Origin of the sequence: Methanospirillum hungatei, from assembly GCF_019263745.1 — an archaeon.
Lineage (GTDB): Archaea > Halobacteriota > Methanomicrobia > Methanomicrobiales > Methanospirillaceae > Methanospirillum > Methanospirillum purgamenti.
In genome coordinates, this window is sequence record NZ_CP077107.1 from 2,256,423 (window position 1) to 2,279,519 (window position 23,097).

21 protein-coding genes are annotated in these 23,097 nt (G+C 42.5%); 14 read left to right on the forward strand and 7 right to left on the reverse strand.

Annotated elements, in window-relative coordinates:
* Positions 1-7: 7 nt before the first annotated feature.
* The 6 genes from psmA to KSK55_RS10910 form a co-directional block, all read right to left on the reverse strand.
* Positions 8-727 carry an archaeal proteasome endopeptidase complex subunit alpha gene (gene psmA, locus KSK55_RS10885; protein ID WP_218606912.1) on the reverse strand — a complete coding sequence of 240 codons (720 nt, stop codon included), beginning with the start codon at positions 725-727 and terminating at the stop codon, positions 8-10.
* A complete protein-coding gene (locus tag KSK55_RS10890; RefSeq protein WP_218606913.1) occupies positions 717-1,202 on the reverse strand; it encodes an Rpp14/Pop5 family protein in 486 nt (161 codons plus the stop codon). The genes psmA and KSK55_RS10890 overlap by 11 nt, the downstream gene beginning before the upstream one ends.
* Positions 1,203-1,205: 3 nt before the next feature.
* Positions 1,206-1,847 carry an RNase P subunit p30 family protein gene (locus KSK55_RS10895; protein ID WP_218606914.1) on the reverse strand — a complete coding sequence of 214 codons (642 nt, stop codon included), beginning with the start codon at positions 1,845-1,847 and terminating at the stop codon, positions 1,206-1,208.
* A gap of 10 nt (positions 1,848-1,857) precedes the next feature.
* Positions 1,858-2,448 (reverse strand): 50S ribosomal protein L15e, encoded by a 591-nt coding sequence (locus KSK55_RS10900; RefSeq protein WP_214419609.1) that lies wholly within the window; start codon positions 2,446-2,448, stop codon positions 1,858-1,860.
* Positions 2,449-2,558: 110 nt separating this feature from the next.
* On the reverse strand, positions 2,559-3,029 hold the full coding sequence (moaC, locus tag KSK55_RS10905; RefSeq protein WP_218606915.1) for a cyclic pyranopterin monophosphate synthase MoaC: 471 nt from the start codon (positions 3,027-3,029) through the stop codon (positions 2,559-2,561).
* Positions 3,029-4,504, reverse strand: coding sequence for an NAD(P)H-hydrate dehydratase (locus tag KSK55_RS10910; protein WP_256663986.1), 1,476 nt, complete (start codon positions 4,502-4,504; stop codon positions 3,029-3,031). The genes moaC and KSK55_RS10910 overlap by 1 nt, the downstream gene beginning before the upstream one ends.
* A 42-nt stretch (positions 4,505-4,546) precedes the next feature.
* Here KSK55_RS10910 and KSK55_RS10915 point away from each other — a divergent pair, with 42 nt between their 5' ends.
* The 4 genes from KSK55_RS10915 to KSK55_RS10930 are packed head-to-tail and all read left to right on the forward strand — an operon-like array spanning position 4,547 to position 7,443.
* Positions 4,547-5,932 carry a DHH family phosphoesterase gene (locus KSK55_RS10915; RefSeq protein WP_218606916.1) on the forward strand — a complete coding sequence of 462 codons (1,386 nt, stop codon included), beginning with the start codon at positions 4,547-4,549 and terminating at the stop codon, positions 5,930-5,932.
* Positions 5,925-6,383 carry a PUA domain-containing protein gene (locus tag KSK55_RS10920; protein WP_214419606.1) on the forward strand — a complete coding sequence of 153 codons (459 nt, stop codon included), beginning with the start codon at positions 5,925-5,927 and terminating at the stop codon, positions 6,381-6,383. Before KSK55_RS10915 ends, KSK55_RS10920 begins: the two co-directional genes overlap by 8 nt.
* A gap of 2 nt (positions 6,384-6,385) precedes the next feature.
* Complete coding sequence (locus tag KSK55_RS10925) at positions 6,386-6,721, forward strand: nascent polypeptide-associated complex protein (RefSeq protein WP_214419605.1); 336 nt, start codon at positions 6,386-6,388, stop codon at positions 6,719-6,721.
* Positions 6,718-7,443 carry an rRNA adenine N-6-methyltransferase family protein gene (locus KSK55_RS10930; protein ID WP_218606917.1) on the forward strand — a complete coding sequence of 242 codons (726 nt, stop codon included), beginning with the start codon at positions 6,718-6,720 and terminating at the stop codon, positions 7,441-7,443. Before KSK55_RS10925 ends, KSK55_RS10930 begins: the two co-directional genes overlap by 4 nt.
* 36 nt (positions 7,444-7,479) lie before the next feature.
* Here the strand turns inward: KSK55_RS10930 and KSK55_RS10935 are convergent, their stop codons facing one another.
* The gene (locus KSK55_RS10935; protein ID WP_218606918.1) at positions 7,480-7,647 is read right to left on the reverse strand and encodes a hypothetical protein; all 168 of its coding nucleotides are present in this window, start codon (positions 7,645-7,647) and stop codon (positions 7,480-7,482) included.
* 363 nt (positions 7,648-8,010) lie between these two features.
* Here KSK55_RS10935 and KSK55_RS10940 point away from each other — a divergent pair, with 363 nt between their 5' ends.
* The 10 genes from KSK55_RS10940 (at position 8,011) to KSK55_RS10985 (ending at position 23,047) form a co-directional block, all read left to right on the forward strand.
* Positions 8,011-8,580, forward strand: coding sequence for an acylphosphatase (locus KSK55_RS10940; RefSeq protein WP_218606919.1), 570 nt, complete (start codon positions 8,011-8,013; stop codon positions 8,578-8,580).
* A 239-nt stretch (positions 8,581-8,819) separates the two neighbouring features.
* A complete protein-coding gene (locus tag KSK55_RS10945) occupies positions 8,820-9,902 on the forward strand; it encodes a hypothetical protein (RefSeq protein WP_218606920.1) in 1,083 nt (360 codons plus the stop codon).
* Between the two features lie 160 nt (positions 9,903-10,062).
* Positions 10,063-12,483, forward strand: a complete 2,421-nt coding sequence (locus tag KSK55_RS10950) for an oligosaccharyl transferase, archaeosortase A system-associated (RefSeq protein WP_218606921.1) — start codon at positions 10,063-10,065, stop codon at positions 12,481-12,483.
* Between the two features lie 80 nt (positions 12,484-12,563).
* Positions 12,564-13,385, forward strand: a complete 822-nt coding sequence (locus tag KSK55_RS10955) for a hypothetical protein (protein WP_218606922.1) — start codon at positions 12,564-12,566, stop codon at positions 13,383-13,385.
* Between the two features lie 75 nt (positions 13,386-13,460).
* Positions 13,461-13,802, forward strand: a complete 342-nt coding sequence (locus KSK55_RS10960; protein ID WP_218606923.1) for an RpnC/YadD family protein — start codon at positions 13,461-13,463, stop codon at positions 13,800-13,802.
* 559 nt (positions 13,803-14,361) lie between these two features.
* Entirely contained in the window at positions 14,362-14,529 is a 168-nt protein-coding gene (locus KSK55_RS10965; RefSeq protein WP_218606924.1) for a hypothetical protein, read from the forward strand.
* 80 nt (positions 14,530-14,609) lie between these two features.
* Positions 14,610-15,476 (forward strand): RpnC/YadD family protein, encoded by an 867-nt coding sequence (locus KSK55_RS10970; protein ID WP_218606925.1) that lies wholly within the window; start codon positions 14,610-14,612, stop codon positions 15,474-15,476.
* Between the two features lie 722 nt (positions 15,477-16,198).
* A complete protein-coding gene (locus KSK55_RS10975; protein ID WP_218606926.1) occupies positions 16,199-18,535 on the forward strand; it encodes an IPT/TIG domain-containing protein in 2,337 nt (778 codons plus the stop codon).
* The gene (locus tag KSK55_RS10980) at positions 18,532-19,008 is read left to right on the forward strand and encodes a type IV pilin domain-containing protein (protein WP_214419595.1); all 477 of its coding nucleotides are present in this window, start codon (positions 18,532-18,534) and stop codon (positions 19,006-19,008) included. Before KSK55_RS10975 ends, KSK55_RS10980 begins: the two co-directional genes overlap by 4 nt.
* Before the next feature lie 22 nt (positions 19,009-19,030).
* Positions 19,031-23,047 carry a type IV pilin N-terminal domain-containing protein gene (locus KSK55_RS10985; protein WP_218606927.1) on the forward strand — a complete coding sequence of 1,339 codons (4,017 nt, stop codon included), beginning with the start codon at positions 19,031-19,033 and terminating at the stop codon, positions 23,045-23,047.
* The last annotated feature ends 50 nt before the right edge of the window (positions 23,048-23,097 follow it).

The following is a 23,097-nucleotide window of genomic DNA, read 5'->3' on the forward strand; positions in this document are numbered from 1 at the left end:
TTTTTCGTTACTGTGGCTGCTCAATATATGATGCAACTTCTTCCCGTGACATCTTCCGGAACTCTTCCTGTTCCCTTGTAATCACACCGATTTCAACGGTATTTACATCGAACTTGCCTTCGGTTGCCTCATGCAAGGCTTTCAGTCCTAAGGTGATTGCTTCCCGGATGGTACATTCATGGGTGTATTCCTCTTCGAAGAGTTTCATTACCGCAGGTCTGCCGGTTCCGATTCCGGTTGCTTTGTACTCAAGTAATGTTCCACTTGGGTCTGTCTCAAACAGACGGAACTGCCCATCAGAAATACCAGTAATCAGGAGTGCAGTACCATAGGGCCGGGCTCCACCAAACTGAGTGTACGTCTGCATGTGATCGCCCAACTTCTTCGCAAGCGTCTCTACGTCGATAGGTTCATCATAGGTCACCCGGTTGATTTGTGCCTCAATCCTGGCCCGATCAACAAGAGCGCGTGCATCTCCTACCAGACCTGACGATGCAACACCGATGTGTTCATCAATTCTGAATATCTTTTCGATTGAATTTGCTTCAAGAAGGCGTGAATTAATCCGTTTGTCAACAATTAGGACAACACCCTCCTGACATTTAATTCCTACTGCCGTTGTGCCGCGTTTGACTGCTTCACGTGCATATTCAACCTGATATAACCTTCCGTCCGGGCTGAATACAGTGATGGCACGATCATATGCGGCCTGATTATTATTCATCATAGTACAGGTCCTCAGTATCTTCTTCTGTTATGTACCGTGGTATCTCATGATAAATCCCCTTTTCTTTGAGATCTATTCTCCCCCGCTTGGAAATCCACACACCACATTGTGTTCCGGATATCACGGCTTTTCCACTTCTTTTATCAGGGTTTTTCGGAATTTTTTCAACAAGTGTGCGGATTGTTCCTGATGTTCTGAGTGGATGTATTCCTGCAGGCACGCCCTGAATTTGGGTGACTGCGCAAAGAGCGGTTTCGAGATTTTTTTCAAGCCCACGTCTGCATCTGATAATTCCATAGGATCCATATACCTGCATAACCGAAGGCCACAGTAGTGCTGCGATATGATCACCATACAGACTAACGACCGATTCAGCAACTGCCCGGTATATGTCTCGAGATTCGTATGTCGTGTCAGGAACTATATGGACTAATATATATCTGAAATTCTCACGCATGGACGGACGTAGACGCATGAATCACACCTCTACAACCGGTCCGCTCCGGTTTTTTATCTGATGAATGGTTCCTAATGATGATTTCAACAGATTCTCATCATCGCAGATCAGAGAAAAAAGCCTGATTATTTCACGCGGGCTTTTCAGATGTGTAATATCCGTTGCATGGCTGGAGAGGACAAGGGGGAATTCATACCGGTTTTGTAATGTGAAAATTTCCTCATACTTGCGGATGACCTTTTGTCTTCCTCCGCCCTGCAGTTCTATCAGGGGCTGTGTACAAAGTCCAATTCCAACCTCTCTTTCTGCTGCGAGTTGTGCACAATACCGATCAAATCCATCTTTTGGTGTATTATGGACATCCATCAGGACATGCACTCCCGGAGTAGTAAGAACTGTTCGGTTAAAACTTGCATCTCCTGCCTGAATATACACCACTTCATCTTCTCTGGCTGGTTTTCCTGCCTCTCTGGTAAGCAGGCGTGCAGGGATATCGGTAAGATATCTGGCAGTCCAGACTGGAATGTCATACGATCCAAAAGGAGGGCATTGTCCACTCACAATACACCCGGTATAACCCAGGTCATGCAGTTCTCTCGCATACCGGGAGATACTCACAGTTCCAAGAGGATAAGGAAAAACGCAACCGTCAAAGAGGTGCATTCAAAAAAAATTATTTAGCCCGGTTAGCATTAGCCCGGACAGATGGACGACACTTTTCGGTACCTATCCCACGTCTGCGCATGCCACGGCCCTTAACACCAGCACTTGTCAATCCACGCTCACTTCGGCCTCGGTGACCTGGTTTGGAGATCCAACCAAGAGTGTCATCGTTCACGATAGATGGGTGATGTGGATCGAGCAGAATGACTTCATACCATTTCTGGCGTCCGTCTTCACCAACCCAGTATGAGTTGAGAACTTCCATGTTTGGATATTTCCTACAGGCGCGCTCCTCTGCAATCCGCTGGATACTCTTACCCATGGTCTTGCGGTTCACACCCATCCGGGCGGTCCGACGCCCACGAACGTATCTGCCAGTCCGGCGTCCACCACGTCGTACTTTGACACGGACTACTACGACACCCTGTTTTGCCTTATATCCGAGGGCGCGTGCACGGTCGATACGAGTTGGTCTGCGGACACGGACTACACTTCCTTCCCGGCGCCATACCTGCATCCGCTCCCAAAGGAGGGCCTTGACTCCGGTCTCATCAGGGACTTTCCATGCATCCCTGACATATGCATACATCGATTTTGTCATGCGGTTCACCAGGTTCAGCCTGAAATCAGGCTACATTCCTAACGGGACGGATCCCGAAAGTCCATTACAGGTCTATCAGACAGAATATATACCTGCCTTAAGCAGGGTGATTATAATTCATGCTTGACTTTTTCCAAAACTCTGATATCAGTGATACCGGTCACCGGGTACTGGCCTTTTTCATCCTTTTCTGCAGATTTTACCATGTCCCAAATGGTAAGCAGGGCAGTGCTGACCCCGACAAGTGCTTCCATTTCAACACCGGTTTTCCCTGCTGATATCACAGTAACAATAGCTGAAATTCCGGATTCTGTATAATCAAACGTGATATCTATGCCGTGAACAGGTATAGCATGACACATGGGTATGATCCGGGGAGTATCTTTAATAGCCAGCGTTGCAGCAACCCGTGCGGTAGCCAGCACATTTCCTTTGACAACCGTCCCATCTCGTATCGCAGCCAGAGTGTCCGGCCGGAGATTAATTGTTCCGGTTGCAATTGCTTTTCTATATACCTCTCCTTTTGAGGAAACATCCACCATTCTGGCACGGTCGTCATCAAGATGTGTAAAGACTGGCATTATTCTCCCTCAAGGGTTCTCCTGAACAATACTTGAGGTATTGCCGTAATGAGATCACGTGCGGTCATCCCATATCCATGGGTGTTTGTTATCATCTCACCAGCGCACCCGGTTGCATATGCTCCAATACATGCTGCATCAAAGGCGGAAAGATGTACCATAAGAGCAGCACAGACTCCTGCGAGGACATCCCCGGTTCCTCCTGTAGTCATGGCCGGAGTTCCGGTCTGGTTAAATCGAATCCGTTTTGTATCACTGATAACGTCAACCGGCCCCTTGAGAAGGACTGTTCCGGGTATGTCTGAATTTCTGACTGCATGAGCCCGATCATAAGGAGTCAATCCCGGATCTCTTCCGGTTATCCGGGTGAATTCTCCCGCGTGGGGAGTATAGAGTGATTCATGTGCATGCGGGAGTGGTGTTCGGAGGCTATCAGCATCAAATACTCCTTTTTTCACATGTTCAGAACATGTGAGAATCACCTCGTGAGCGTCTGGACCAAGTCCCGGACCACAGAGCACAACATTGGAACGGTCGCACAGGGGGATAATGGTGTCAAGATCGATCTGTGTAATTGTGTCTCCAGAAGTGGGAATATGGATGAGATCTGGTTCTGGCAGATAATGAGGGGTTACGATTCTGACGATATCGGCACCTGCCCGGAGTGCAGCTAGACCAGAAAGCCATGGTGCTCCCTGGTAGGGGCCACCCCCGATGACGAGTATCTCACCTCCAACCCCTTTGTGAACATTCTGTTTCCGTCCCTGCATAAGCAGAAGATCTCCGGATCCCGTTCCAATTTCTGCAAGAATGGGGATTCCGATATCATACACCTCTGAATCCTTTACTTTCGGACGATGAAATGCACAAATCCGGTCTGGTATTATTCCCGTGGAGGGCAGATCTGCACAGAGAACTGGAGCCTGTGACTGATTTGTAAGATCAATACATGTTTTCAGAGGTTCTCTGACAGTACCGGTCCCTCCGGTTCCTAGTAATGCATCAACGATCAGATCAGCCTTAGAAAATATATCGAGATGATGGAGTAGATCTTCTCTGCACCGAAACCTGATGCTTCGGACATTACAATGGTTTAATCGCTCAAGCTGACACCTGGTCGATCTGGTCTGGTTCCCGGAGTCATACCAGAGGACGGTCACTTCTGCTTCCCTGCTCAGGTGACGGGCTGCAACTAGGCCATCTCCTCCATTATTTCCACTTCCACAAAGGATCAGAACTATTCCGGCATGATACTCCTGTGCAACCAGGGAGAGAGCGGTCCCGGCTGATTCCATAAGTTCAAGCCCCGAGATGCCAAGAGATTGCGCGTTGTGGTCAATTCGTCGCATCTCTTCTGGGATTATGAGATCCAGGCAGGCAAATTCTGAATATCGGGTCAAATCGTCAGGAAATGGCTGATGTTGCATATGGATCGTCATCGAATCTCCTTCTGCACAATAATATATGTGTCCCATGATACACATCCCTCTTCTTCTGGAGCAGGCAATAGTACCTGAATGAGTTTAGAGGAGGATATCAGGGCAGCTGCAGATGCAATCCGCTCTTGTGAGGAGGTTACCATCATCTCACATATTGATGCGGATGGTATCAGCAGTGAGGCCATTCTGGCCCAGGCTCTCAGTCGTGAGGGAATCCATGTATCCACGACATTTGTCCGTCAGCTTGATCCCCTGACTCTTGATCAGATCCCAAATAACTCCTCACTGAAGATATTTTCCGACCTTGGTTCTGGTCAACAGCAGATGCTCATCGAAAAAGGGCTGGATCCTTCAAAGACAATTATAATCGATCACCATGTCAGCCAACCGGCAGAAGGAGGCGATCCATTTATTGAAGTGAATTGTCTCAATCATGGTCATGAGAAGATGAGTGCAGCCGGGGTATCATATCTGCTGGCCAGGGAATTGGATCCAATATACCGTGACCTTGCAAAGCTGGCAATTATTGGGAATATTGGTGATATGATGGACAGGGAACATCTGTGTCTTATCGGTCCGGCTCGGGAAATATTACATGATGGTATCCATCATGGAACTGTTGAACTGTGGGAACGTGATCTCAACATTTATGGTATTTCCACACGGCCTCTCCCCCAGTCCTTAGCATATTCTGATGATATGGAAATACCTGGCGTGAGCAGGGATCCGGATGGTGCAGGAAAATTCCTGGAACGAATTGGGATTAAACCCCTGCAGCCAAACAGATGGCCGGTCTGGGAAGAACTCTCATTTGATCAGAAACAACAGGTCTGTTCAGCAGTTATTGAGCAGATGATGGCACATGGGAAAGATACCAGCCGCCTGTTTGCTGATCATTATATCTTTCCGGATGAGGATCGTCATCAGGCATCACTTCGGAATGCATCAGAGTTTGCGACCATGCTCAACTCCTGTGGGAGATGGCAGCGGCCAGAGCTCGGTGGTTCGATCTGTCGTGGAGACCGGGTGGTAGCATACCGGGAAGCTGAACATATGCTCCGGAACCACCGAAGTAAAATCAGGGAGGTTATGCTTTATATCACCGAGACGGGTGTTACTGAGCTATCTCATATGCTCTATCTTCATGTTGGCGGGAGGTTTCCTGATACGATTGTTGGAATTGGTGCAGGGATGGCATTATCAAGGCTCAATCCAGAAAAGCCAATCCTCATAATGTGTGAGGATTCTCTTGATCCTTCCATGACGAAGATCTCAATGAGGACCAGGCCTGAAGTGGTGAGTAAAGGAGTTGATCTCCAGCAGGCACTTACCCTGGCATGCGAGGGTAGGGAAGGATGTTCCGGAGGGGGTCACCGGATTGCTGCTGGAGCTTTTATCCCCCGTGAGCTTGAGCGTGCATTTATCGAAGATGTCAACCGAATATTAGCGCAGCAATATGCTTAGTCGTGTCAGGACCATCGCTGATCTTCAGTTTGGCAGGGGAATCGGGGGACAGTTGTTCCCTGATTCCTGCAGGTTTATCACTTCCCGAAGAGGCGGAGTCCGTCAGGTTCTCCTTGAGGGCAAACGGCTCGCAACTCTCCGGGCCCATGACGGACGTCTCACACTTGGATTAGCCGGTGCGAAACGCCTGCATGATGCCCTCCCCGGACAAACCGGACGAGTGGAGGTCAGGGCTGATGTGCTCTCGTTCATTGCCTCCGGAAAGAATCTTTTCAGTCGCCACGTGGTCAGGGTGGATCCGGGAATCCATGCTGGTGATGAGGTAGTGATAACAGATGGAGAAGGTCGGTTTGTTGCTATTGGAGAAGCTATTCTCTCCGGGCCTGAGATGATGGCCTCTGAAACCGGGATGGCAGTATCGGTCAGACACGGCATACAAAAAGAGGAATAATCATGTTACCTGGAATGAATCCCCGCAAAATGAAACAGATGATGAAACAACTCGGAATGGATATCAAACCTATCGAGGATGTGCAGGAGATTGTAATTACTACCCCGACCGGACGATATGTGTTTGACCAGGCCGAGGTAGCGGTCATGAAGATGCAGGGGGTTGTAACCTGGCAGATCACTGGAGAGCCACGGTTTGAAGAGGCGGACGCTGTGATTCCTGAGGAAGATGTTGCCCTTGTTGCAGAACAGGCAAATGTTCCTTCAGAAGCAGCAAAAGCAGCCCTTGTCGAGACGAAAGGAGATATTGCAGAAGCGATCCTTCGTCTGTCTTCATGATTTCCGCTGGGGACCGGGTCATCCTGTCAGGAAAAGGGAAAACCTATCTTGTTCGAGCAGGGGATGGGAGTCTTGGAACCGATCTTGGGATGGTGGAGCTCTCCCTTCTCATCGGGAAAGAGCCCGGAGATGTGATTGCAACTCGGTCCGGAAAAGAACTTGTATTACGCCTTCCCAGGGCTACAGACTTTTTTGAACAGGCAAAACGGAGCGGAGCTCCCATGCTCCCCCGTGATATCGGGCTTGTGATAGGCCTTACGGGAATGAATAAGCAGGATCATGTTCTTGATGCGGGAACCGGGAGTGGTGTTGCTGCTGTATTTTTTGCCGGAGTGGCAGGGAAAGTAACAACCTGTGAGCGTCGTGAGGAATTCTTTCGGATAGCTTTTGATAATATTCATGAAACGGGGCTTACAAATATTGACGTGGTTAACCAGGATGTCCTGGAGGTGGATGGGATTTTTGATATTGTCCATCTTGACCTTGGTATAACCGGGGAACATGTACGTCATGCGTATTCCCTAATTCGTCCTGGTGGGTACCTGGTCTGTTATACTCCGTTCTTTGAACAGATGGGTGTGGTGTATGACACCGCTTCCGAAATGTTTTCAGATGTCTGTGCGTATGAAAGCATTATGCGGGATATGGATCGAAGTGATCGGGGAACACGGCCTTCGACGAAAGTGTGTCATAGCGGATATCTGACGGTTGCAAGAAAATAAACGAACACTAAAAAAGAGCAATTATTGGATATTTTCCTAGACCTTTTTTAGAGGAAATGCGTCATTATTCATTATAGATGCACAGTTTCCAGTTGCTCGTATGACAAGAAGCCCGCAGTTTTGAGCATGGGTAATTACATTTTCTTTTTTATGAATAAAGACACCAGTTCTGTAAATTTTTTTATCATAATATCCAGCAACCATTCCTTGAGATGACTGAGCCTTGATATGAAATGAGCGGTATTCTCAGTTTTTAAGATGGGTGTGGTCTATGGACCCAAACCTTGGATTATTCCATAGATTTCTGCGTATGGGGTCATAATGCAGGACATGGACCGGTTATTCGATGAACACCTTTTGAAGACGGTGTGTCACAGAAAGCATCAATTGGTTGCGAGGGGGTATTGTTTGGTTCCCGGATAGCTCGTTCATTAACGATGATCTGTTGGATGTGCGATATTCTTGTGAAGGGGCTATTGAGGGATAGTATAAGAGAGATAACAAAAATCTCCCTCAAAGATGATATATCCAAAAAAGTACGTATAATTAGATTGGTTCTTGGTTATTATGTCAGATTCAGATAAGAAACAATATCATATTTGTGTTAAAGGAAAAGTCCAAAGGGTTTGGTTTCGTGATAAAATTGAGGATCTTGCAGATGATCTTGGATTAACCGGGTATGTTCAAAACCAGTCCGCGAAAGATGGGGTCATTGTCGTTGAGAGCGAGGATGAAATAATCACCCATTTTGTATCGTTTATCCGGAATATTCCTCCCCCTATAAAAATAAAATCCATTGATGTTTCTGAGCGACCATATTCTGGAACGTTCTCAGAGTTTACTATCATTCGAGGAGAGATGATGGAAGAACTTTCAGAAAGGTTTGATTCTGCAATATATTACTTAAATAATATCGATATAAAGCAGGATAAGATGCTTGGTAAGCAGGATCAAATGGTCGAGAAGCAGAATACTGTTATTGGACTTCAAATAGAGACATTAAATGAGATTAAAGGGGTACGTAAAGATTTTCAGAAAACATTTACCGAAGAGTTGATTGAGATCCGTGGCGAGATCCGGGAACTACGGACAGCCATGATACAAGCCGGGTACCTGAAGAAAGCAGATGTACAATAATATGCCTTAATATCACGAATAATCGATTTATGTTTTTTTAATCATTCGCGTCTTTTTTTCTGGTTTTCATTGTGATGCATAAGAGAAATTGGTATTTCCTAATGAGAGATTCGATCAGACAATTAGATCAGATATCGACATTTGCCGAATTTTTCTCTGGGAAACTATTTATTAGGATACTCACAACCTTGTTTTGTTGATGCTGAGAGTATCAGCATGAAATGTAGGAGGAAATTTACGTGAAGTTCGGATACGCAATTGTTCTTGCACTGGTTGCACTTGTTGCGGTCAGCGGGTTTGCATCAGCAGACCGTCTCCCGTCTCAGGTCCCAGAAAACCAGATTTTTACCATTGACACCCTTATCGATGTCACTGGTGCAGTCAGCGAAGAAAGCGAAATGCAGTGGACCCTTGATGACCAGAGCTGGAAGAAGACCACTCTGACACAGGACACAACTCAGGCTGGATGGACTCCAAACGCATGGGTAGCAACAGCACTTAACAATGCAAAGGCAACAGACGTTACTGTTTCCTATAATGCAGATGGGACTATTTCAAAACTTGTTGTCTCTGACTGGATGCTTACCAAGGTAGTTAACCCAGCACAGGATGAGGACTACACTTACGCAGACCTTATCGCTGAAATTGAGGATGAATCTGATGCATACAGTGAGTCTACCTCAACCGATAAGGGTTATATTCACAACAGCAAGCTCAACCCAACCGAAGAGATCATGATCCTGACCTGGACCGACTCTCTCCGCACCAACGGTGGCAAGTTGTCACTCAACAAGAACATTGACTTTGACTCACAGAACAAGGGCAAGGGCCTTTCCAACCTCGAAGTTGAGAAAGTTCTGACCTATGCAAGCACCGAAGGTGCACACCTTGTCGGAGCAGAGGAATGGACTCTTGATGTCGCAGGCAACTGGGAAACCTCAGCTGACACCATCCGCTGTGTCTTTGCATCCTCTGCAAGCGAGTACTTCCCGGCATTCTGTAATGTCGTCAAGGCAAAGAGCGAACTTGTTAACATCAACAGTGCACAGATCTCCACCAAGGGAGCTGTCCGCAGTGTTGCAAACGAAGGCACTATTCCAGCAATGCTGAACTACCAGATCGCAGTCACCCCTGACAGCAACTCTGGCAGTGGATTTGCAGACGGTACTGTCAAGACCATGTTCGGCGGCTCCATCATGGAAGCACGTGACAAGAACGACCAGACCTCAGCAACCAACAACTGGAAGGACTCTGCATCCGTCACTGGCGGAATCAAGAACTTCCAGAAGACCTTCAACTACGAATCAGGATTTAAGTTCTAATACTTAAATCTCTGATTTTAACTTTTTTAATTCCTGGCTTTTCGCTCGAAGTTTTTATCTTTTACAGAATTATTTCAGGTTTGTGCCTAAAACCGTTTTTCAAACCTTCGCACTCTGAAGAAAAATTGATATGTGGTTTTAAGGATACGTATTGGGTAGTATGATCATTACCCGAAAGAAGCTTACTGTTGTTCTTTTCTGTCTCATTTTTTCTGCTATTGTTGGGTTATTTTTCCGATTACAAACCCTGTTGGATTTCTCTTCTGGAATTATTCCTATCGTCATGCATGAGGATCCCTGGTATACTGTCAGACAGATAGAACAGATGGTACATAATTACCCATCTTATGCATGGTTTGATCCAATGCTGAATTATCCGGATGGGAAAACCATCCAGTGGGGTCCTTTCTTTCCCTTTCTTGGGGCCACTCTTGCATTAGTTTTTGGTGCAACAACACAAGGAGATGTTATCAGGATTGCTTCCTGGGTACCTCCATTGTTGTTTTTAGTGATGATTCCGATTAGTTTTTTGATCGGTAAAAAAATCTGGAATTTACGGGTAGGGGTGCTCTCTGCAATTCTGGTGAGTGTTGTGAATGGTGAATTTTTATATCGCTCCATGTACAGTAACCTTGATCACCATATTGCAGAGACGGTTTTATCGTTTGCCTTCATTTTAGGATATTTGTACATCCTTCAGTTTCTAAAAAATAAAAATCACTCAGAAAAATCAACATATCTTTACCTCTTGAGTCTTTTCTGCGGGGTGGTTTTTTATATGGGATATATGAACATCCCGACAATAATGCTTGTAGCATTAACTATTCCGATATTTTTTGTTGTGTATGCTTTTCTTGAAGATGATGCAAGTTCGGTTTTTAAACTTTTTTTAGCGAACGCCATAATATTTGGGACATTTATTCTACTCTATCTTCTATCGGGAGTTCCCTATCATGGACTGGATATCCAAGGGTATAATTATGGAGTTATTGCTGCTTCTATTGCGATAATACTGTTTTCACTCTTTGTTAGTGTATTAAAACAACATTTCGCAATACAGTCTGGAAAAGCAAATCCAAAATTTTTTATAATCTCTAGCGTCCTTACAGTTCTGATAATAATCTTGGGGTATTATTTTGGCATTATATACTCATTTTATAATTCATTTATCCGGTTTTTCTTTGCTTCATTTAGTAGTACTGGTATTGATGAATTAAGCCCTATATCATTAATGAGGGCCGTTTTAAGTTATAATGTTGCAATAGCCTTTTCAATAATCGGGTTTTTCATTGTTGTTTATGCAATTATCAGGAATAAAAACCGGATTTTGATCTATTTTTTTATCTGGGCAACCTTACTTTCCATTGTATCAATATCACAGGTTCGGTACCAATACTACGAAGGACCGATTGTTTGCATACTCATGGCGATCTGTCTTGATCAGATATATTTAAAATTGTCAGAACAATTAGATAAGAAAAAGAAGGTTACTAATTCTAGTCTGAATTCGAAAAATATCGCACTAATTTTTATTACTCTCATAGTCGTTGTGTATTATATTCTTTCTTTATCAATTGGATTATATGTTCTCCCAACTTTTTATGGAAAATCAATAAAAAGTGAATGGGTTGACACTACTCTGTGGCTCAAAAATAACACCCCTGCGCCATCATTAGACTATTATGCTATCTATGAGCATGACTTATTTCAATATCCATCCAATACACATACTATTTTATCCTGGTGGGATTATGGGCATTATATCCTCACAATTGGAAACCGGCTCCCATTAGCGACTCCTCTACAAGATCGGGGTGCACATATAGCAGCATCATTTTTTTTAACAACGAATGAGACCAAAGCAAATCAGGTCATTTCACCATTTCATGCCAGGTATATCGTAACAAACTATGACCTCAGCCAAATCTATAACACTGTATCTCTATGGGCAGGCCAAAAATTCTCATATGAATCATATATTCATAATTTTATAAGAAAAAATAATGATAATGTGGCCCAATTGAAAGGACTTCGGGATCCATTCTTTTTGTCCATGTTTACACGAATGCATTATTTCGATGGTTCATTCATGAAAGCATCAGAAGGACATGAGATTTCATATGCAGATATTCCTTCTGATGGTGTGAATATATCATATATTGTTCATGATTTGGATCCATCAACTCTGGATCTTAATCCAGCTTTCATAAAAAAAGAAATAATTTCATTTAACTATACACGTTCGACAGTCGACGTTCCGGCTCTGACATCATACCGGTTAATTTATGAATCACCAAAAGTGGTCTCGAATCTTACAGACTTCGAGATTCATCCGGTAAAGGTTTTCGAACATGTCAAGGGACACACCATCCCCGGAACCGGAACGGTAGAACTCCCTCTTGTTACAAACCAGGGCCGAAATTTTACCTACCGGCAACAGAGTGTCAACAACACATTCACTCTTCCCTATTCAACGACGAATTCACCTTATGATGTTCATGCAACCGGACCATATCGGATTATTGAAACGAATGAGACTTTTGAGGTAGATGAGTCCCAAATAGAAAAGTACTATATATAATCATCTCTTTTCTCTAATTTTTACTCTACATAACTATCAAATACTCTCCTCGTGAGTATACATTTGCACTGGGGTGGGGTATGTATTGGATACGTCTATATGTAGTTGCCATTATGGCATTATTTTTAATACCTGTTCCGATTTGGGGAGACTTTTTGCCAAACGCGACTCCGGAGAATCAGGTATTCTCAATCACAACTTTGATCGATGTGATAGGATTTGTGAGAACTGATACAGAGATGAGCTGGACAATATCTGGAGGGACATTAGAGAGTAAAAAATTTGGATCTGATGAGACACTCGCCTCGCTATTATACAAGGACTCGATGATGACCAATGGCGGACATTTGTTACTGAGTAGTTCTCTTGATTTTGATTCACGAAACAAGTCCAGTGGGCTGTATAATTTCGAGACTGACAAGGTATTTACCTACGAGAGTATGGAAGGTAGTCACCTGGTTGCAGATGAGTACCTGGTGATGAGCACCGGAGGTAATTATTCTGATTCTGGCAACATTGGTCGGTGTGTTTTTGCATCTGACTCTTCAGCTTCAGCGCCGGCGTTCTGTAACACGGTCCGTGCACGTAGTTCCCTATTGAATGTAAATAGTGCACAGGTTTCAACATCTGCTAAATCCAGAATTGTGGCTGCTGATGGTTCAGTTCCGTCAGCTCTATCTTACCGGATTGATTTAACTCCGAATCCTGCGTCCAGTCTTGGATATGCTGTGGGATCGGTAACAACAGAATTTTCTGCAGATATCATGGAGGCAAGGAGTGATGGGAGCTCATGGAATAAGACTTCGGCAACAAATACCATGAAAGATAAAGCATCGGTCTCTGGGGGGATAATTACCTTCTCGAAAGCATTTGATTATCAGTCAGGTCTTCGGATCACCTGACCTTTTTTGGGCAGGTATAAACCTTCAGTTTTTGTTGCCTAAATATTTTTTATTTTTTATATTTTCCATCCCCTAATGAAGAGTGCTGAGTCGGCAGGAACATTACTCCGGAAAACAATAGAACTTGAAAAGAATCTTCCGGATGAGAGTCTTCGAAACAAGGTTCGTGAGCTTACTCTTATCTTGTCCAACCAAATTGTTAATAAAACCATACTCGATGAACTTTGGGAGGAACTTCAAATGCTGAAAGTGATAAAATACGCCGAAGAGAAAGGGATGAAAAAAGGGATAGAAAAAGGGACGATCGAAGTTGCCAAAAACCTCCTTTCTTTAGGAATGGATGCTGAGTTTGTTATGAAAGCGACTGGTTTAGATCTCCCTACAATCCGGTCCCTTGAGAAACTAACTCGTCAGTAGCCTCATCCCTTTTCTCCTTTCCGGATGAGAATCTTCGAAACAAGGTTCGTGAGCTAACTCTTATCTTATCAAACCGGATTGTGGATAAAAAGATACTTGATGAACTTTGGGACACATATTCGTCTTTCACAAAGATTCAATATACCTTTCCTGTAAAGCAGGGTTATGACGATCCCAATAGGTTGAAGTTTTCCTATCGTAACGAAGGCTTTTTCATGATCTATTTTGGGGTTATTTTCTGATTTGGGGGGTAATTTGGGAGATTTAATACTGTGTTTATATGTGGAGCCAGAATATTGTCGAATTGGCCTTTATTTTGCCTATATCCAAAGAAAATCGACTCTGTAGAGGGCCGGTATTTGTTCCGGATATGGGGGTATATAAATAGTGGGGTACATGGAAAAAGGCTGTCTCCGGCCGTCTGTACGTGTATTTTAAAATTTGCTAATTGAGGTTATATGGTAAAATAAAACCTTATAGGAGTATATTTGGAATTTATTTGGATTAATCCGTATTTTCTGCTTGTGTTTTTCTGCTGAAATGTATATCCCTTAAGAGGTTGATTACTCATGCAATAGCCATGTCTGGTCGGGTTAGTGAAGACGGTCTTTCCGAGGTAATCGGATTCATTCTGATTCTTGGTTTGTTAGTCGTTGTGTTATCTCTGTATGTTACCTATGTAGTTCCATCTGAAGGCCGGACACATGAGATCGAACAGATTGGTTAAATAAATTATTCATCGATAATCCAATCCTGTGAAAAACCGAATAATACTAATCTCATGATCTCCAGAGTTTTTGGGCCTTCATGAAAAAAATTCACCACAATAATTATGATCTGGTCCTGAAAGAGGCATTCTCTCTTTTCCATAACAAATCTCTGGATTTTCTCGGTCTTGATCTCCCTCCCATTGTCAGTTTTATGGAGACCGAAATTGCCGAAGTTGAGACAACCGACGACATGATGGATCTCAACTTTCTCCTTCAGGACGGTTCAATCCTTCATCTCGAAGAGGAGACTTATCTCTCTATTGGGGACCTGATCCGGTTTGCTCATTATGATCTCCGGTTATACAAGCGGTATAAGAAAAGGATCCATACGGTGGTCCTTACTCCATCTGATGGATTACCAGGAACAAAGGTATTAGATACTGGTAATCTACAGTATAGTGTACTACAGATTGTCTTTCAAGATAGGGATGGAGACTCACTCCTTGAAGAAATTCAATCCGCTCTGGGTAGAGGAGAACCGGTGAATGAACTGGAGATGATTTTCCTTCCTCTAATGAAGAGTGCTGAGTCGGCAGGAACATTACTCCGGAAAACAATAGAACTTGAAAAGAATCTTCCTGATGAGAGTCTTCGAAACAAGGTTCGAGAGCTAACTCTTATCTTATCAAACCGGATCGTGGATAAAAAGATACTTGATGAACTTTGGGAGGAGCTTCAAATGCTGAAAGTGATAAAATACGCCGAAGAGAAAGGGATGAAAAAGGGGATTGAAAAAGGAATAGAAAAAGGAATAGAAAAAGGGATAATGAAAGGTAAAGAGGAAGGGACTATCGAAGTTGCCAAAAACCTCCTTTCTCTAGGAATGGATGATGATTTTGTTATGAAAGCAACTGGTTTAGATCTCCCTACAATCCGTTCCCTTGAGAAACTAGTTCATCAGTAGCCTCATCCCTTTTTTCCTTTCCTGATGAGAGTCTTCGAAACAAGGTTCGAGAGCTTACTCTTATCTTATCAAACCGGATCGTGGATAAAAAGATACTTGATGAACTCTGGGATACATATTCGTCTATTTCAAATCGATATTCAATATACCTTTCCTGTAAAGCGGAGTTATGACGTTCCCAATAGGTTGGAGTATTCCTATCGGAACGAAGGCTTTTTCATGATCTATTTTGGGGTTATTTTCTGATTTAGGGGTTAATTTGGGAGATTTAATACTGTGTTTATATGTGGTGCCAGAATATTTTCGAATTGGCCTTTATTTTGCCTACATCCAAAGGAAACCGATTCTGTAGAGGGCCGGTATTTGTTCCGGATATGGGGGTATATAAATAGTGGGGTACATGGAAACAGGGTGTCTCCGGCCGTCTGTACGTGTATTTTAAAATGTGCTAATTGAGGTTATATGGTAAAATAAAACAATATAGGAGTATATTTGGAATTTATTTGGATTAATCCGTATTTTCTGCTTGTGTTTTTCTGCTGAAATGTATATCCCTTAAGAGGTTGATAACTCATGCAATAGCCATGTCTGGTCGGGTCAGTGAAGACGGTCTTTCCGAGGTAATCGGATTCATTCTGATTCTTGGTTTGTTAGTCGTTGTGTTATCTCTGTATGTTACCTATGTAGTTCCATCTGAAGGCCGGACACATGAGATCGAACAGATGGATTACATCAAACAACAGTTCCTTGATTATAAATTGAGCACGGATGCTCTTTGGTTAAATAATCAAATCGGTGCATCAATCAGTCAGTCACTAAGAATGGGAACTGGTGGAGCGACAACTTCAGGTATGTTTGGTGGGTTCTCGTTGGTTTCTCCGGTTGGCTCATCTGGTTCGGTAATGGTGAATCCGATGGAGAGATCGGAGCGGATGCATATTACTGCAACCGGTGTTACTCAGAACAATCCAGCAGTGTTCAGAGTGATAGATGGTCCGATAATTGATAGTGTTAGTCCAAAATCTGTTGCTATGGGAGTACCAACTACAGTTATAATCGAGGGATCTGGGTTTAGTGATGGGATTGATAAAGTAGAGATTTTTTTTAACAATAAAAGATTAGTGGATCTTGATGATGATGATGAGGACGATAAAATTCTCATTAACAATAATCAGATAACGATTGAGGATTATTCATCCATAGAATCAGGGATAGTACATATCTATCTAAGAAAACCCGGTGGTGTCAGTTCGAATAATGCTTATATTTTGATAGAGTCTCATTCTAGCAGCATTCCTACTCCCAAAATTGACACATTCGTCAGTACTAGATACCTATTAGATTCAGATCCTATTGCTTCGTCTAGAATTATTGTAATAGGAACAGGAATATCAGAAGACTACACTAAATTTTTTGTAAATAATAACTTTGTTGATAAAAGTGATTTAATTTTTAATTCTGGCTCCAGTCCCGTAAATATCATTAATTTACAGAAATATCTCGTTACAGAGGGATCGATACCAACTATTACCCCATGTGTTATTCCTATTACTATTGTAAATCCTCCTGGCATAACGACTCCGGGGGGTGGAAGTTCGAGTTATGAATTCTATGTTCTCCCAAAAAAAACCGGTTTTCCAGAAATCTGGGGTATTTCGCTAAAACAAACATCTGTGACTAATCTTGGTTTGAATGAAGATCTGATTATCTATGGAGCAGGATTTGTTCCTCCTATTCATGTGATGTGGGGAGATGAACTCATTAACTCTTATTCCATTATTAATTCCAATGAAATTCATATTCCAAAAGAGTGGTTTAATGACCATTTGAATGAAGAAAAGACTGTGGAGATATCAGTTCGTAATGGTGGGTCATCAGGTTCGATTGAAAAGTCTAGCGGTTCATTGTACCCGGCTTATCAAATTATTGCTAGCCTTTATCCTATTGAACATATTTTTATCCGATTTGTTGATCTTGGTTACATACCATTTAATGTGATCCTCGACAGTGATGATAATCCTAGATCTATTACATTACACGAATTTTTTAGATATTATTATGGAGTCATATTAAAAGACTCATATAACGATCTTTCGATTGAAATCAAGGCGAATCCAAGGATTATTAGTTCTGATTGGAATTATTTAAAAAATGCGAATCCTAATTCAAACCCTAATTTAAATTATTATAATATAACTTACCAGACGGATCTAGTTTTAAATGTCACTCAAAATAAAACCCATATAATGGGAAATTACGTGATAAAATCTAACATAAGCCAAAATGAAGAAATCTGGTTTGATTTGATGAATCCAGCATATGGTATATGTGATTTCATTAAAGCCCCCTTTGAATTCAATCCTCAGGTAGTTTCGGGTTCTAATCCACCACTAGATCCAAAATTCACTGGTGCCCATCGATTTAGCGTTGATTATGTGATTTTGTCTAACTTAAAAAATGGAACAATAATTATTGATAACGCTCTTGGCGGCCTCGAATATAACTCTAAGAATTATTATTATCGCTCTCAGCAGGATTTCATCTATCAGAACGGAGGTGTTTTCGTAGAACAACCAGATGGCTCATACCCCTTAGTTCTCCCTCCCATATCGATCTCAAGAGATGGAGATAATCTCGTGGTTGGCATAACAAATATCCCTGTATCCGGATATGATACCGTTGGCGGTAGTTCACAGGTTCAGGTCTCGTCCACTTTGGATTCGGTAAATACCTTTGGCCTCACTCCTGGTTTACCGAATGCAAAATCAGTATTGTTACATATTGATCCAACAACAGAGAGTAATTGGGTAAAATGGATTACTACATTAAAGGCTATTTGCGAAAATGCCCGAAGTAATGGTGTCCCTGTTGCGTTTTCTAGAGATGATGACAATTATGATTCTGCATGGGTAAGAATAGAGGACGATGTTTCTGGGGTTCCAATGTTGAATATAAGGGGTGGCGGTGATGAAAACGATCAGGATATTATTCTGGATCTAAAAACATCGGAATTCTCTGTATCATTAAATCCGGTTGGCAAAGCAGTGAGTATTCGATGATTTCACGAAGAGAAGAAGGAGTATCGGATTTAATTGGAGTTATTATTCTCGTCGCTATTGCTGCATTAGCAGTGGGTATTATTGGTTCAACATTTTTTTCGTATGTTTCAGTTGTAAGTATCCCTCGAGCTGAATTGTCAATAATCTGGCAGAATGGACCAGAAGATGGTTCTGATATTAAAAAACCCTATATCGTTTTTGAGCGTGGAGAATCATTATGGTATAATTCTACTCGCGTAAAAATCAACGATGAAGGTGTGGATTTATCTAGTATATGGATTAAAAAAAGTGGCAATAATCAATACTTTTTATGGAATAAAACAATTAGCGATGATGGGGTGATCGTTCCTTTTTCGATTGGAGATACCTTGAAATGGGATGGGCATGATCAAGCTGATAATATTTCGATAACGTATATTCAGGCCGGAAATGAGATTCTCTTGATGACCGGAGACAGAATTCCAGAAAAATAAACCATTCCGTGTTTGATGATAAATGAGAAATAATAACGCAGTAAGTGAGTTAATCGGTGCACTTCTCATAACTGGCGTCATCGCTGGAGGAATTGGTTTAATCGCTGTGATTCTTATCTCTCAACCTCCTCCGGTTGATCTCCCCGCTGCGGATTTTAAACTCGTGATTGATGATAATGAAAAAATAATTCGTATCTCCCATGTACGGGGCGATTCCCTTCGGGTTTTTGATGAATCTGGTTCAAATTATTGGTCAAGTATTCATGTGAATGTGGATGGGCAGCCATATGAAATAGTGGGAGAGGGTTCTCCTTATGGAAGTTCTCAGTTCAAATTAATAAAAAATTCTCCAAATCCCGATTATCTCTACTACGCAGTTGGTGATGTGCTAGAGGCCTCATTTCCTGATATGAATAAAAGACCTGAAAATGTTCAGTTTATTTACAAAGATAATAGAGGTGGGGAATATGTTCTTTGGGGATATGGAGGTTCAGAAAAGTATACTCCCGGAAAAGTTTCATTTTCGTATACCCCAGCGAATCCATATCCTTGTGATCTAATCCAATTCCGGGATACTTCGTCAGTTACAGCTACATCATGGTCTTGGGATTTTAACGGTGATGGTGTAGAAGATAGTCGAGATCAAAACCCACTCCCTTATCAATACGAAAGTCCTGGTACCAAGACCGTAACTCTGACCGTTAGCAATGGGATCGATACATGGAAAACAAGTCGGATAGTTACGGTTCATTCGTTTATTGCTGATTTTAGTTTTGTTCCCTCAACACCCACTACAGGTACAGCGATCAAATTTTCTGATTCTTCAAAAGGAAATCCAGAAATCTGGGAATGGAATTTTGGTGATGGAACATCTTCAACTGATCCAAATCCAACTCATTCCTATACCATTCCTGGTAACTATATTGTTCAGCATAGAATCGGAAAAACCAGTTCTTCATGTAGTAATTGGAGTGAATGGGAACGGAAAACTATTGAAATAACTGAGTGTACTCCAATTAGTGGCTTGTCTTTTAGTTACACACCTGATACAATATGTATTAACTCCCGGATTTTATTTAGATCAACGCTCTCTGAAGGTTCTGAACCAATATCATATACCTGGATAATTGATGGTATTCAATATAACGAGCAGAACCATTACCATGTGTTCACCCAACCGGGATCCCATTCGGTAATATTACGAGCTTCGAATTGCGCTGGTTCGGTAGAAACCCCTCCACGTGACGTTCTGGCGGTGGATTGTAGTTGTTCAGTGAAAATTACCTCTACTTCAACTGCAGGTGGCTCAATATCACCATCAGGTGAGATAACTCTGTCTTGTGGAAGTGATCAGATTTATACGATTACTCCTGATCCCTGTTATGCGATCTCTGATGTTTTGGTTGATGATGTCTCACAGGGTCCTATTAGTTCCTATACATTTGAAAAAGTAGCTGCTAATCATAAAATCGAAGTTCAGTTTGAAAATCCCGGGAATTCTTACCAGATCGAATCAATTTCTGGTCCTGGTGGTTCCATAACCCCTTCAGGCATTACCTCAATTACTTGTGGAAATAATCAGGCTTTTACGATCACTGCCGATCCTTGTTATGTGATCTCTGATGTTTTGGTTGATGATGTCTCACAAGGTCCTATTAGTTCCTATACGTTTGAAAGTGTGCAATCCAACCATAAAATTGAGGTTCATTTTGAACACTCCGGAACAACATACCAGATCGAATCGATTTCTGGTCCTGGTGGTTCCATAAGCCCTTCAGGTATTGTCTCTATTCCTTGTGGAAATGATCAGGCTTTTACGATTAATCCTGATCCCTGTTATAAAATCTCTGATGTTTTGGTTGACGGTGTCTCGATCCCCGGTTCTTTCTCGAATCCCTATGTATATTCCGGGTTCACAAATGTTCAAAAAGACTACATTCTGGAAGCTGTTTTTACGGAAATACCCTATAACATAACTATTAGTGTTACGGGGAATGGAGTGATTTCTCCAGGGACTGGCACCGTTCTTTGTGGTTCAAGTCCCATGTATACCATCACTGCTGATCCCTGTAATTATATTTCCTCCATACTGATAGATGGTGTTCCGCTTTCGGGTCCTTTCTCAAATCCGTATGTGTATTCGGGATTCACGAATGTTCAGCAAGATCATACTCTTTCGGCTGTTTTCACTGGAATCTCCTATAATATTACAACAAGTACAACCGGTAGTGGTACAATAACTCCTGGAAGTGGTCCTGTTCTCTGTGGTTCAAGTCCGGTGTATACTATCACTGCTGATCCCTGTAACCGAATTTCTTCTATCATTGTTGATGGAAACGCCCCTACTGGCCCATTTGAAAGCCCCTATAATTACTCTGGTTTCTCGAATGTCCAGGAAGATCACACAATAGAAGCAGTATTTATTGAAAGTCCTTTAACAATCACGACAATAATAACGGGGAATGGAGTGATTTCTCCAGGGACTGGCCCCGTTCTTTGTGGTTCAAGTCCCATATATACCATCACTGCCGGTTCCTGCAATCGTATTTCCTCCATATTGGTTGATGGGATTCCGCTTTCGGGTCCTTTCTCAAATCCTTACGTGTATTCTGGATTCGCAAATATTCAGGAAGATCACATAATTGAAGCGGTATTTACTCCTGATACATTTAATATTACAGCTACAGCCGGGACCGGTGGATCAATATCACCATCAGGTGTCGTCCCGGTAACCTGCGGTGGCAGCCAGACCTTCACCTTCACACCAGATTCAGGATACGAAATCGACGGAGTTATCGTTGATGGCCAGTCAATTGGTGTTGTAAACAGTTATACGTTCACTAATATTCAAGAAAACCATACGATCCACGTAGATTTTGGTAATACTGGTTACTGCCTTATTGCAGGATATATCACCGATGAAACAACCGGATTGGGTGTCCCTGGAATCAAGGTAGATGTATGGAATGAAGATAGGACTATGATCCTACGATCCGGAATTAGTCAATCAAATGGTTATTATGCTATAAAACACCCGAAGCCTAAGAAAAGTTACTGGGTCGATGTAAACTGCCCGGATCAAGGAAATTGGCGAACAAATAACCCTGTTTCAAGATGGTATAATAATGTACATCTGAATCCTGCTGCATATTGTGATCAGACAAATATTAATTTCAGTGGCAGACTTTATTCAAACATTGTTGAAAACGTTTTCATCCACGGCCAAAGATTGAGTTTTGCCGGTGACACCATCATGGGTCATGGGTCAACTGTTATCATCACCGGAGGACTCAATACAGCAAGTACAAATCTCGGTGCTCAAATCGGAGCAACGACGATTTACATTAATGGTGATGTTGACCTGGCAACAGGAAGTGCCGGTCTTGGTTCATCAACAAAACCCGGAAATATCTACATAAATGGAGATTTAAGATTATGGAATGGTCAGCGGGAAATTTATGGTGATGTATACGTAAATGGAAATTTTGACTTGAAGGATGCCAGAATACATGGGATGGTATTCGTAGATGGTGATCTCACATTAGACTGGACCCCATACCTGGCAACTGATGCCCGTATCTTTTACACTGGCCAGATCCATCATCCAAATAATTACGATCAAAATATTCTTGCAAAATGCATTAAATGGGATATCGTGCCAGGATTTACCATTCCGGATGGATTGCCCTCGTTAAAACCTGATGACTGGTATTCATCCAATGGGTATGGAACAGGGGGACTATTAACCAGTGGAATGAAAGTATTTGCTGCTAGTTACTCTTCAACAGGATATCGGCCATCAGCAACAAATGTCATCATAGTGGCGAAAACCGGAGATATCACGATAACCGGTCTTGGGGGAAGCAGCCTGACCGGAATATTCTTTGCACCATATGGAAAAGTCACATTTGGTGGCGGATCCTTGCAAGGATTAATTCTCACTCGGGATGGTTTTTTTGTTACCAGTGGAGGAACAGATGTCACATTTTTACCCATTCATCACTACATCTCCAATCCCTCTGAGTATCCATTCCAATAACCCATTTTTGAACCGGAAAACTCATATTCACGACTCAATGCCATAAGAAA

Bases quoted from the DNA above. Each gene is read 5' to 3' on its own strand.
- KSK55_RS10900 (WP_214419609.1), bottom strand. From the start codon at position 2,448: ATGACAAAATCGATGTATGCATATGTCAGGGATGCATGGAAAGTCCCT.
- KSK55_RS10925 (WP_214419605.1), top strand. From the start codon at position 6,386: ATGTTACCTGGAATGAATCCCCGCAAAATGAAACAGATGATGAAACAA.
- KSK55_RS10890 (WP_218606913.1), bottom strand. From the start codon at position 1,202: ATGCGTCTACGTCCGTCCATGCGTGAGAATTTCAGATATATATTAGTC.
- KSK55_RS10955 (WP_218606922.1), top strand. From the start codon at position 12,564: ATGTATTGGATACGTCTATATGTAGTTGCCATTATGGCATTATTTTTA.
- KSK55_RS10910 (WP_256663986.1), bottom strand. From the start codon at position 4,504: ATGGGACACATATATTATTGTGCAGAAGGAGATTCGATGACGATCCAT.
- KSK55_RS10960 (WP_218606923.1), top strand. From the start codon at position 13,461: ATGAAGAGTGCTGAGTCGGCAGGAACATTACTCCGGAAAACAATAGAA.
- psmA (WP_218606912.1), bottom strand. From the start codon at position 727: ATGATGAATAATAATCAGGCCGCATATGATCGTGCCATCACTGTATTC.
- KSK55_RS10980 (WP_214419595.1), top strand. From the start codon at position 18,532: ATGATTTCACGAAGAGAAGAAGGAGTATCGGATTTAATTGGAGTTATT.
- KSK55_RS10950 (WP_218606921.1), top strand. From the start codon at position 10,063: ATGATCATTACCCGAAAGAAGCTTACTGTTGTTCTTTTCTGTCTCATT.
- KSK55_RS10895 (WP_218606914.1), bottom strand. From the start codon at position 1,847: ATGCACCTCTTTGACGGTTGCGTTTTTCCTTATCCTCTTGGAACTGTG.
- KSK55_RS10915 (WP_218606916.1), top strand. From the start codon at position 4,547: ATGAGTTTAGAGGAGGATATCAGGGCAGCTGCAGATGCAATCCGCTCT.
- KSK55_RS10920 (WP_214419606.1), top strand. From the start codon at position 5,925: ATGCTTAGTCGTGTCAGGACCATCGCTGATCTTCAGTTTGGCAGGGGA.
- KSK55_RS10930 (WP_218606917.1), top strand. From the start codon at position 6,718: ATGATTTCCGCTGGGGACCGGGTCATCCTGTCAGGAAAAGGGAAAACC.
- moaC (WP_218606915.1), bottom strand. From the start codon at position 3,029: ATGCCAGTCTTTACACATCTTGATGACGACCGTGCCAGAATGGTGGAT.
- KSK55_RS10970 (WP_218606925.1), top strand. From the start codon at position 14,610: ATGAAAAAAATTCACCACAATAATTATGATCTGGTCCTGAAAGAGGCA.
- KSK55_RS10935 (WP_218606918.1), bottom strand. From the start codon at position 7,647: ATGGTTGCTGGATATTATGATAAAAAAATTTACAGAACTGGTGTCTTT.
- KSK55_RS10975 (WP_218606926.1), top strand. From the start codon at position 16,199: ATGGATTACATCAAACAACAGTTCCTTGATTATAAATTGAGCACGGAT.
- KSK55_RS10940 (WP_218606919.1), top strand. From the start codon at position 8,011: ATGTCAGATTCAGATAAGAAACAATATCATATTTGTGTTAAAGGAAAA.
- KSK55_RS10985 (WP_218606927.1), top strand. From the start codon at position 19,031: ATGAGAAATAATAACGCAGTAAGTGAGTTAATCGGTGCACTTCTCATA.